This is a genomic window from Streptomyces sp. NPDC001927, from assembly GCF_053594455.1.
In genome coordinates, this window is record NZ_JBSFEN010000013.1 from 258,168 (window position 1) to 268,938 (window position 10,771).

Sequence of the window (10,771 nt, forward strand, 5' to 3'; positions counted from 1 at the left end):
CCAAGACCAGGGGCACTCGTGGGCGCGCGAACACCAAGAGGAGTACCGAGTGTCTCTCGACGCCGCTACGAAGAAGCAGATTTTCGCCGAGTTCGGCCAGAAGGAGGGCGACACCGGCTCCCCCGAGGTGCAGGTCGCGATGCTCTCCCGCCGCATCTCGGACCTGACCGAGCACCTCAAGCAGCACAAGCACGACCACCACTCCCGTCGTGGTCTGCTGATCCTGGTCGGCCAGCGTCGCCGTCTGCTGCAGTACCTGGCCAAGAAGGACATCCAGCGCTTCCGCGCCCTGGTCGACCGCCTCGGCATCCGCCGCGGTGCGGCCGGCGGTGCGAAGTAAGTACGCCGTGAAGGGAGCGGTTCCCACTTTTAGGGGGCCGCTCCCTTTGCTGTACGTGCGCGATGTACCGACCGGCACTTAGTCTGGTCGCACAACGACACATAACGAGCGAGGAGCCGCCGGCACGCCGCCGGTCCTCGGTAGTGGCCCCCGGACCCCATGAATCCCCGGGTGCTTCGATCGAAGACCGGCCCGCATCCGAAGGCGCGCTTCTCCTCCTCCACCGTCCCCGGCCACACGGGCCGACGGACGAAAAGACGAACACGTAGGAGAAACCGCTAGTGGAGAACGAGACCCACTACGCCGAGGCCGTCATCGACAACGGCTCCTTCGGCACCCGCACCATCCGCTTCGAGACGGGCCGCCTGGCCAAGCAGGCCGCCGGCTCCGCCGTCGCGTACCTGGACGACGACACGATGGTCCTTTCCGCGACCACCGCGTCGAAGAAGCCCAAGGACCAGCTCGACTTCTTCCCCCTCACGGTGGACGTCGAGGAGCGGATGTACGCGGCCGGCAAGATCCCCGGCTCCTTCTTCCGCCGGGAAGGCCGCCCCTCCGAGGACGCCGTCCTCACCTGTCGCCTGATCGACCGCCCGCTGCGCCCCTCCTTCAAGAAGGGCCTGCGCAACGAGATCCAGATCGTCGAGACGATCATGGCGCTCAACCCCGACCACCTCTACGACGTGGTCGCCATCAACGCCGCCTCCTGCTCCACGCAGCTGGCCGGCCTGCCCTTCTCCGGCCCGATCGGCGGCACCCGTGTCGCCCTGATCAACGGCCAGTGGGTCGCGTTCCCGACGCACACCGAGCTCGAGGACGCCGTCTTCGACATGGTCGTCGCCGGTCGCGTCCTGGAGGACGGCGACGTCGCGATCATGATGGTCGAGGCCGAGGCCACCGAGCGCACGATCGAGCTCGTCAAGGGCGGCGCCGAGGCGCCGACCGAGGAGGTCGTCGCCGCCGGTCTCGAGGCCGCGAAGCCCTTCATCAAGGTCCTCTGCAAGGCCCAGTCGGACCTCGCCGCCAAGGCCGCCAAGCCCACCGGCGAGTTCCCGGTCTACCTCGACTACCAGGACGACGTCCTGGAGGCGCTCACCGCCGCCGTCAAGAACGACCTCGCGCAGGCGCTCACCATCGCCGGCAAGCAGGAGCGCGAGACCGAGCTCGACCGCGTCAAGGAGCTCGCCGCCGAGAAGCTCCTCCCGGCCTTCGAGGGCCGCGAGAAGGAGATCTCGGGCGCGTACCGTGCGCTGACCAAGAAGCTGGTCCGCGAGCGGATCATCAAGGACAAGGTCCGCATCGACGGCCGCGGCATCACGGACATCCGTACGCTCGCCGCCGAGGTCGAGGCCATCCCGCGCGTGCACGGCTCGGCGCTCTTCGAGCGTGGCGAGACCCAGATCCTGGGCGTCACCACCCTCAACATGCTCCGCATGGAGCAGCAGCTGGACACCCTCTCCCCGGTGACCCGCAAGCGCTACATGCACAACTACAACTTCCCGCCGTACTCCGTCGGTGAGACCGGCCGCGTGGGCTCGCCCAAGCGCCGCGAGATCGGCCACGGCGCGCTCGCCGAGCGCGCCATCGTGCCGGTGCTGCCGACGCGCGAGGAGTTCCCGTACGCGATCCGCCAGGTGTCCGAGGCTCTCGGCTCCAACGGCTCGACGTCCATGGGCTCGGTCTGCGCCTCCACCATGTCGCTGCTGAACGCCGGTGTGCCGCTGAAGGCCCCCGTCGCCGGTATCGCCATGGGTCTGATCTCCGAGGAGATCGACGGCAAGACCCACTACGTCGCCCTCACCGACATCCTCGGTGCGGAGGACGCCTTCGGCGACATGGACTTCAAGGTCGCCGGTACGAAGACCTTCGTCACCGCGCTCCAGCTCGACACCAAGCTCGACGGCATCCCCGCCTCGGTCCTGGCCGCCGCGCTGAAGCAGGCCCGTGACGCGCGTCTGCACATCCTCGACGTGATGAACGAGGCGATCGACGTTCCGGACGAGATGTCCCCGAACGCGCCGCGCATCATCACCGTCAAGATCCCGGTGGACAAGATCGGTGAGGTCATCGGCCCCAAGGGCAAGATGATCAACCAGATCCAGGAGGACACCGGCGCCGACATCACGATCGAGGACGACGGCACCATCTACATCGGTGCCGCCGACGGCCCGGCCGCCGAGGCCGCCCGCGCCACGATCAACGGCATCGCCAACCCGACCATGCCGGAGGTCGGCGAGCGCTACCTGGGTACGGTCGTCAAGACCACCACCTTCGGTGCGTTCGTGTCCCTGCTCCCGGGCAAGGACGGCCTGCTGCACATCTCGCAGATCCGCAAGCTCGCCGGTGGCAAGCGCGTGGAGAACGTCGAGGACGTGCTCGCGGTCGGCTCCAAGGTCCAGGTCGAGATCGCCGAGATCGACCAGCGCGGCAAGCTCTCCCTGATCCCCGTGATCGCGGACGAGGACGCCGCTGCCGAGGACGCGAAGGACGACACCGACCAGTGACGTCCCGTAGTTCCGTGACGACGGCCCGCCCCTCTTCGGAGGGGCGGGCCGTCGCCCGTACCCAAACGCTTCTCCCGGGCAAGGACGGCATCGGCACGGTCCGCCGCACCACCCTCCCCGGCGGCCTGCGGATCGTCACCGAGACCCTGCCCTCCGTGCGCTCCGCCACCTTCGGGATCTGGGCGCACGTCGGCTCCCGCGACGAGACGCCCACGCTCAACGGCGCCACGCACTACCTGGAGCACCTTCTCTTCAAGGGCACCGCGCGGCGCAGCGCCCTCGACATCTCCTCCGCGCTCGACGCGGTCGGCGGCGAGATGAACGCCTTCACGGCGAAGGAGTTCACCTGCTACTACGCGCGGGTCCTCGACACCGACCTGCCGCTGGCCATCGACGTGGTCTGCGACATGCTGACCGGCTCGCTGATCCTCGACGAGGACGTCGACGCCGAGCGCGGTGTCATCCTCGAAGAGATCGCGATGACCGAGGACGACCCGGGCGACGTCGTGCACGACCTGTTCGCGCACACGATGTTCGGCGACACCCCGCTGGGCCGCCCGGTCCTCGGCACCGTCGACACCATCAACGCCCTCGACCGGGGCCGGATCGCCCGCTTCTACAAGAAGCACTACGACCCGACCCACCTGGTCGTCGCCGCCGCGGGCAACATCGACCACGCGACGGTCGTACGCCAGGTCCGCCGCGCCTTCGAGAAGGCCGGTGCCCTCTCCCGTACGGACGCGGTCCCCGTCGCCCCGCGCGACGGCCGGCGCACGATCCGCACGGCGGGCGCCGTCGAGGTCCTCGGCCGCAAGACCGAGCAGGCCCACGTCGTCCTCGGCATGCCGGGCCTCGCCCGCACCGACGACCGCCGCTGGGCGCTCGGCGTGCTCAACACGGCCCTCGGCGGCGGCATGTCCTCCCGCCTCTTCCAGGAGGTCCGCGAGAAGCGCGGCCTGGCCTACAGCGTGTACTCGTACACCTCGGGCTTCGCCGACTGCGGCCTCTTCGGCGTGTACGCGGGCTGCCGTCCCAACCAGGTCCACGACGTGCTGAAACTCTGCCGCGACGAGCTCGACAAGGTGGCCTCCGACGGGCTCACCGACGACGAGATCGCCCGCGCCGTCGGGCAGCTCTCGGGCTCGACCGTCCTCGGCCTCGAGGACACCGGCGCGCTGATGAACCGCATCGGCAAGAGCGAGCTGTGCTGGGGTACGCAGATGTCGGTGGACGACATGCTCGCCCGGATCGCGTCCGTCACCCCGGACGAGGTCCGCGAGGTCGCTCGTGATGTGCTCGGACAGCGTCCCTCGCTGTCCGTCATAGGGCCGCTGAAGGACAAGCAGGCGGCACGCCTGCACGAATCCGTCTCCTAGAGAGAGTTCACAAGAGCATGAGCAAGCTGCGCGTGGCGGTCCTCGGAGCCAAGGGCCGCATCGGCTCGGAGGCCGTGCGGGCCGTCGAGGCCGCCGAGGACATGGAACTGGTCGCGGCGCTCGGCCGCGGCGACAAGCTGGAAACCCTCGCCGACGCGGGCGCCCAGGTCGTCGTCGAGCTGACCACCCCGGCCTCGGTGATGGAGAACCTCGACTACTGCGTGCGCCACGGCATGCACGCGGTCGTCGGCACCACCGGCTGGAACGAGGAGCGCCTCGCGCAGCTGAACACCTGGCTCGCCGCCTCCCCGGAGACCGGCGTCCTGATCGCCCCGAACTTCTCCATCGGCGCCGTGCTGACCATGAAGTTCGCCCAGATCGCGGCCCCGTACTTCGAGTCCGTCGAGGTCGTGGAGCTGCACCACCCGCACAAGGTCGACGCCCCCAGCGGCACCGCCACCCGGACCGCCCAGCTGATCGCCGCCGCCCGCCGCGACGCCGGCCTCGGCGCCCAGCCGGACGCGACGGAGACGGCCCTGGACGGCGCCCGCGGCGCGGACGTCGACGGTGTCCGGGTCCACGCGGTGCGGCTCGCGGGCCTGCTGGCCCACCAGGAGGTGCTGCTCGGCGGCGAGGGCGAGACCCTGACCGTCCGTCACGACTCGCTGCACCACTCCAGCTTCATGCCGGGCATCCTCCTCGGCGCCCGCCGCGTCGTCACCACCCCGGGCCTCACCTTCGGCCTGGAACACTTCCTGGACCTGGGCTGACGGTCATGGGCGGAAAGATCACGTACGTCTTCCTCGCCACCGTCCTCGTCCTGGTCTTCGGCGTGGTGGCGATGGAGGGCGTCCTGCTTCTCCTGACGGGCGAACCGGCCGCGATGGGCATGGGCGCGGTGGCGTTCCTGCTGCCCTGTGTCGGCGGCTGGTTCCTCTGGAAGAACACCGCCTTCGCGCGGAACGCGCAGCGGCTCGCCCGTGAGCTGGAGGCCGAAGGCGGCCTGCCGGTGGACGAGTTGAAGCGCACGGCCGGCGGCCGGATCGACCGCGACTCGGCCGACGAGGTATTCGCGAAGCGGCGCGCCGAGACCGAGGACTCACCCGAGGACTGGCGCTGCTGGTTCCGGCTCGCGGTCGCGTATCACGACGCCCGCGACACCCCGCGCGCCCGCAAGGCGATGCAGCGCGCGATCGCGCTGCACGCCGGCCGCCCGGTCAGCGCGTAGCGGCCACCGGGGCGACGCCGTACTCGGCGTTCCACGCCTCGATCGTGTCGGTCGCGCGGTCGAACGCCTCGATGCGGGAGAGGAAGTCGGCGTTGTGGTCGGTGAGCAGAGCGATCTGCTCACCGTCCCGCCGTACGAGAACCAGCGCCTGGCCCTGCACCGTGCGGGGCAACCCCAGCCAGCGCACCGGCTGCTGCGCCGTGCGCGCGTGCGCCACCTGGGCCCAGGCCACCGTCGAGGTGGCGAAGAAGCCGACCCGGCGCACGCCGTGCCGGCTCACCCACGTGCCCACCCGCAGCATGCGCAGCGCGGAGCCGATGATGAGCATGGCCAGGCCGAACGTGACGCCGGCGCCGCTCACCGCACCGGCCGCGGCGACGACCACGGCGGCCAGCAGCACGAAGGACGCGACCAGCAGCGCGAGCGCCGCGGCGCCCACGCGCCAGGGGCCGGGACGGTAGGGCCGACGCCACTGGTCGTGGTCGTCGAACGGCAGCGCGACGTCGTCGGTCGCGTCAAAAGCGCGGTCGGCCGTCAGAAAGGGCAGGGGCACGACTGATCCTCACTCACAAGCACGCTCGAAGGGGCTGTGCCCGGTGAGGCTACCCAGGTGGCCTCGACCGGGCCACTTCAGGGGGGCCGAACCGCTCAGCGGCCGTCGGAGGCCTCGGACTGCTGCCGGTGCCCGTCGGCCCCACCGGACTGCATGGACGGCATCCCGAAGAGCAACGAGCCGACGAGACCGGCCACGACGGTCAGCCCGACCAGCGTACGGCCCACGACCTCGGAGACACTGAGGCGCTCCCTCGGCGGCGGAGTGACGTTACTGCGGAAGCGGTCGGCCTCTGCGACGAACGCGAACGGGACAGCCTCTCGCCGGCCAAACATGGGGGCCACTCTCCTTGGGTTGTGGTGTGCGGTGTCACAGTGAGAGACGAGCAAAGTCACCATTCGGTGCCCGATTTCCCCGAATTGGCCAAAGAAAGTGGTCCGGGTGGGTGTGGGAGCAGGTGAGGGGCTCCGCTGTCAGTGGCTCCCCGTAGAGTGGGCGCCGCCCGAGCGACGCACTTTGGAAGGACCCCGCCGGTGAGCGACACCCCCGCAGCAGACCTCAAGCCCAGCTTCCGCAGCGACGTGACCGTCGAGCTGGTGAAGCACAGCGCCGCCGACCAGGACGTGCTGTGGGCGGCCCGCGTCTCCACCGCGGGGGAGCAGTCGCTCGAAGAGCTGCAGAAGGACCCCGAGCGGTCCAAGGGGCTCATCAACTACCTGATGCGGGACCGCCACGGCAGCCCCTTCGAGCACAACTCGATGACCTTCTTCATCAGCGCCCCGATCTTCGTGTTCCGCGAGTTCATGCGCCACCGCGTCGGCTGGTCGTACAACGAGGAATCGGGTCGCTACAGGGAGCTGGAGCCGGTCTTCTACGTCCCCGACGCCTCCCGCAAGCTCGTCCAGGAGGGCCGCCCCGGCAAGTACGTCTTCGTCGAGGGCACCGAGGCCCAGCAGGAGCTGACCGGCCGCGTCATGGAGGACTCGTACGTTCAGGCGTACGCGGCGTACCAGGAGATGCTCGCCGCCGGCGTCGCCCGCGAGGTCGCCCGCTCGGTCCTGCCGGTCGGTCTCTTCTCCTCGATGTACGCCACGTGCAACGCGCGCTCGCTGATGCACTTCCTGGGCCTGCGCACCCAGCACGAGCTGGCCAAGGTCCCCTCGTTCCCGCAGCGGGAGATCGAGATGGTCGGCGAGAAGATGGAGCAGCACTGGGCCGAGCTCATGCCGCTGACCCATGCCGCGTTCAACAAGAACGGCCGTGTGGCCCCATAAAGCACAGATGTACGACCAGTCACGCGAAGTGTCCGTATTGCGACGTTTCACGAAGTTCATCTAGGCTGATCAAACGGACCCGGCACTGCTTGAACCCCCGAGCAGGCAGTGCCGGGCTCCTTTCACACGTCCCCCGAGGGGACACCGGGCGATGAGCAGCGAGTAGCGTGTTACCCATGGCTCCGATCTCCACTCCGCAGACCCCCTTCGGGCGGGTCCTCACCGCCATGGTCACGCCCCTGACGGCTGACGGCGCACTCGACCTCGACGGTGCCCAGCGACTCGCCTCCCATCTGGTGGACGCCGGCAACGACGGCCTCGTCATCAACGGCACCACCGGCGAGTCCCCGACCACCAGCGACGCGGAGAAATCGGAGCTGGTACGGGCGGTACTGGAGGCGGTCGGCGACCGCGCCCACGTCGTCGCCGGCATCGGCACCAACGACACCCACCACTCCATCGAACTCGCCCGCACGGCCGAACGCGACGGCGCGCACGGCCTGCTCGCCGTCACGCCGTACTACAACAAGCCCTCGCAGGAGGGCCTGTACCGGCACTTCTCCGCCATCGCCGACGCCACCGAGCTCCCGGTGATGCTCTACGACATCCCCGGCCGCAGCGGCGTCCCGATCGACACCGAGACGCTCGTCCGGCTCGCCGAGCACCCCCGGATCGTCGCCAACAAGGACGCCAAGGGCGACCTCGGCCGCGCCAGCTGGGCCATCGCCCGCTCGGGCCTCGCCTGGTACTCCGGCGACGACATGCTCAACCTGCCGCTGCTCTCCGTGGGCGCCTGCGGCTTCGTCTCCGTCGTCGGCCACGTCGTCACCCCGGAACTCCGGGCACTCCTGGACGCCCACCTGAACGGCGAGGTCCAGAAGGCCACCGAGATCCACCAGCGGCTCCTGCCGATCTACACCGGCATGTTCCGCACCCAGGGCGTCATGACCACCAAGGCCGCCCTCGCCCTCCAGGGCCTCCCGGCCGGCCCCCTGCGCCTGCCTCTCGTGGAGCTCTCCCCGGAGGAGACCGCCCAGCTCAAGATCGATCTCGCCGCCGGCGGGGTAGAGCTGTAACTACAGACTTCACAACTGAATATCCGATCGACAAACGATCGACTGACAACAGCAAGTGCACGAATGTCATGCGCGCCACGTGCCCAAGCGGTACGTGGCGTGTGTGGTGAGGAGAGTCTTTTGAGTCATCCGCATCCTGAACTCGGCGCCCCGCCGAAGCTGCCCAAGGGCGGCCTGCGCGTCATCCCGCTCGGCGGGCTCGGTGAGATCGGCCGCAACATGACGGTCTTCGAGTTCGACGGCCGTCTGCTGATCGTCGACTGCGGCGTCCTCTTCCCCGAGGAGGAGCAGCCCGGCGTCGACCTGATCCTGCCCGACTTCACCATCATCAAGGACCGGCTCGACCAGGTCGAAGGCATCGTGCTCACGCACGGCCACGAGGACCACATCGGCGCCGTCCCGTACCTGCTCCGGCTGAAGCCGGACATCCCGCTCATCGGCTCCAAGCTGACCCTCGCCCTCATCGAGGCGAAGCTCCAGGAGCACCGGATCCGCCCCTACACCCTCGAGGTGAAGGAAGGCGACCGGGAGGCGCTGGGCCCCTTCGACTGCGAGTTCGTCGCGGTCAACCACTCCATCCCGGACGCCCTCGCGGTCGCCATCCGCACCCCTGCGGGCATGGCCGTCGCGACCGGCGACTTCAAGATGGACCAGCTGCCGCTCGACGGTCGGCTCACCGACCTGCACGCCTTCGCGCGGCTCAGCGAGGAGGGCATCGACCTTCTGCTGTCCGACTCGACGAACGCCGAGGTCCCGGGCTTCGTCCCGCCGGAGAAGGACATCTCCAACGTCCTGCGGAACGTCTTCGCGAACGCCCAGAAGCGCATCATCGTGGCCAGCTTCGCCAGCCACGTGCACCGCATCCAGCAGATCCTCGACGCGGCGCACGAGTACGGCCGCCGCGTGGCCTTCGTCGGCCGCTCGATGGTCCGCAACATGGGCATCGCCCGCGATCTGGGCTACCTCCGCGTCCCGGCCGGCCTGGTCGTCGACGTGAAGACCCTCGACGACCTCCCGGACGACGAGGTCGTGCTGGTCTGTACGGGCTCCCAGGGCGAGCCGATGGCCGCCCTGTCCCGGATGGCCAACCGCGACCACCAGATCCGGATCGTCCAGGGCGACACCGTGATCCTGGCGTCGTCCCTCATCCCGGGCAACGAGAACGCGGTCTACCGCGTGATCAACGGCCTGACCCGCTGGGGCGCCGATGTGGTCCACAAGGGCAACGCCAAGGTCCACGTCTCGGGCCACGCCTCGGCCGGCGAGCTGCTGTACTTCTACAACATCTGCCGCCCGAAGAACCTGATGCCGGTCCACGGCGAATGGCGCCACCTGCGCGCCAACGCCGAGCTCGGCGCGATGACGGGTATCCCCAAGGACCACATCGTCATCGCCGAGGACGGCGTCGTCGTCGACCTGATCGACGGCAAGGCCCGCATCACCGGCAAGGTCCAGGCGGGGTACGTGTACGTGGACGGCCTCTCGGTCGGCGACGTCACCGAGTCCCACCTGAAGGACCGCCGCATCCTCGGCGAGGAGGGCATCATCTCGGTCTTCGTGGTCGTGGACTCCTCGACCGGCAAGATCGTGGGCGGCCCGAACGTCCACGCCCGCGGCTCCGGCATCGAGGACTCGGCGTTCGACGCCGTGATCCCGAAGGTCGAGCAGGCCCTGAACAAGTCGTTCCAGGACGGCGTGGTCGAACCGCACCAGCTCCAGCAGCTGATCCGGCGCTCGATCGGCAAGTGGGTCTCCGACACCTACCGCCGGCGCCCGATGATCCTCCCGGTCGTCGTGGAGGTCTGAGCACCGGCAGGCCCAAGGGCCTGACCAGCGCCAACTGAGAGCGGGGCGCCTCGATTTGCATCGAGGCGCCCCGCTCCAGTACGTTTACGTCTCCGCCAACAAGGGAAGCCCGGCACCTTCGTGTGCCCGAGCGGCTGACCGGATGGGGCGGGGAATTCGACTCAGAACTTCTGATAAAGTCGGATCAACGCCGGAAAGCGGATCGGGAAAACCGAGAAGCCGGAAAGCACCGAGGAAATCGGATCGGAAAGATCTGATAGAGTCGGAAACGCAAGACCGAAGGGAAAAGCCCGGAGGAAAGCCCGAGAGGGTGAGTACAAAGGAAGCGTCCGTTCCTTGAGAACTCAACAGCGTGCCAAAAATCAACGCCAGATTAGTTGATACCCCGTCCATCTTCGGATGGTCGAGGTTCCTTTGAAAAAGTCCACCCCTTGGGGTGGCACACAGCGAGGACGCTGTGAACGACCGGTCCTATTCCGACCGATCGTTCCGCTCTCGTGGTGTTCAACCCGATTACGGGTAAACATTCACGGAGAGTTTGATCCTGGCTCAGGACGAACGCTGGCGGCGTGCTTAACACATGCAAGTCGAACGATGAAGCCCTTCGGGGTGGA

10 protein-coding genes and 1 rRNA gene are annotated in these 10,771 nt (G+C 68.6%); 9 read left to right on the forward strand and 2 right to left on the reverse strand.

Annotated features, from left to right (window positions below):
• Positions 1-49 precede the first annotated feature (49 nt).
• The 5 genes from rpsO (at position 50) to ACWCO8_RS32285 (ending at position 5,448) form a co-directional block, all read left to right on the forward strand.
• On the forward strand, positions 50-340 hold the full coding sequence (gene rpsO, locus ACWCO8_RS32265) for a 30S ribosomal protein S15 (protein ID WP_147979976.1): 291 nt from the start codon (positions 50-52) through the stop codon (positions 338-340).
• A gap of 281 nt (positions 341-621) precedes the next feature.
• Positions 622-2,844 (forward strand): polyribonucleotide nucleotidyltransferase, encoded by a 2,223-nt coding sequence (locus tag ACWCO8_RS32270; protein WP_362003239.1) that lies wholly within the window; start codon positions 622-624, stop codon positions 2,842-2,844.
• A complete protein-coding gene (locus ACWCO8_RS32275; RefSeq protein ID WP_451035196.1) occupies positions 2,841-4,220 on the forward strand; it encodes a M16 family metallopeptidase in 1,380 nt (459 codons plus the stop codon). Before ACWCO8_RS32270 ends, ACWCO8_RS32275 begins: the two co-directional genes overlap by 4 nt.
• A gap of 17 nt (positions 4,221-4,237) precedes the next feature.
• The gene (dapB, locus tag ACWCO8_RS32280; RefSeq protein ID WP_362003235.1) at positions 4,238-4,990 is read left to right on the forward strand and encodes a 4-hydroxy-tetrahydrodipicolinate reductase; all 753 of its coding nucleotides are present in this window, start codon (positions 4,238-4,240) and stop codon (positions 4,988-4,990) included.
• Between the two features lie 5 nt (positions 4,991-4,995).
• Positions 4,996-5,448, forward strand: a complete 453-nt coding sequence (locus ACWCO8_RS32285; protein WP_362003234.1) for a tetratricopeptide repeat protein — start codon at positions 4,996-4,998, stop codon at positions 5,446-5,448.
• On the opposite strand, the gene ACWCO8_RS32290 is transcribed toward ACWCO8_RS32285, so the two are convergent.
• Positions 5,438-6,001, reverse strand: coding sequence for a hypothetical protein (locus tag ACWCO8_RS32290; RefSeq protein ID WP_451035197.1), 564 nt, complete (start codon positions 5,999-6,001; stop codon positions 5,438-5,440). The two genes, ACWCO8_RS32285 and ACWCO8_RS32290, sit on opposite strands and share 11 nt — an antisense overlap.
• Positions 6,002-6,096: 95 nt before the next feature.
• The gene (locus tag ACWCO8_RS32295) at positions 6,097-6,336 is read right to left on the reverse strand and encodes a hypothetical protein (protein WP_362003231.1); all 240 of its coding nucleotides are present in this window, start codon (positions 6,334-6,336) and stop codon (positions 6,097-6,099) included.
• A gap of 198 nt (positions 6,337-6,534) precedes the next feature.
• Here ACWCO8_RS32295 and thyX point away from each other — a divergent pair, with 198 nt between their 5' ends.
• The 4 genes from thyX to ACWCO8_RS32315 all read left to right on the forward strand — a co-directional run.
• Entirely contained in the window at positions 6,535-7,275 is a 741-nt protein-coding gene (gene thyX / locus ACWCO8_RS32300; protein ID WP_451035198.1) for an FAD-dependent thymidylate synthase, read from the forward strand.
• Between the two features lie 176 nt (positions 7,276-7,451).
• Positions 7,452-8,351, forward strand: coding sequence for a 4-hydroxy-tetrahydrodipicolinate synthase (dapA, locus tag ACWCO8_RS32305; protein ID WP_451035199.1), 900 nt, complete (start codon positions 7,452-7,454; stop codon positions 8,349-8,351).
• A 120-nt stretch (positions 8,352-8,471) separates the two neighbouring features.
• Positions 8,472-10,157, forward strand: coding sequence for a ribonuclease J (locus tag ACWCO8_RS32310; protein WP_362003226.1), 1,686 nt, complete (start codon positions 8,472-8,474; stop codon positions 10,155-10,157).
• Positions 10,158-10,683: 526 nt separating this feature from the next.
• Positions 10,684-10,771, forward strand: a 16S ribosomal RNA gene (locus tag ACWCO8_RS32315); the annotation flags it as partial.

What these genes read in the sequence shown, in the direction of transcription:
- ACWCO8_RS32295 (WP_362003231.1), bottom strand. Translation starts at nt 6,336, where the DNA reads ATGTTTGGCCGGCGAGAGGCTGTCCCGTTCGCGTTCGTCGCAGAGGCC.
- dapA (WP_451035199.1), top strand. Translation starts at nt 7,452, where the DNA reads ATGGCTCCGATCTCCACTCCGCAGACCCCCTTCGGGCGGGTCCTCACC.
- ACWCO8_RS32285 (WP_362003234.1), top strand. Translation starts at nt 4,996, where the DNA reads ATGGGCGGAAAGATCACGTACGTCTTCCTCGCCACCGTCCTCGTCCTG.
- dapB (WP_362003235.1), top strand. Translation starts at nt 4,238, where the DNA reads ATGAGCAAGCTGCGCGTGGCGGTCCTCGGAGCCAAGGGCCGCATCGGC.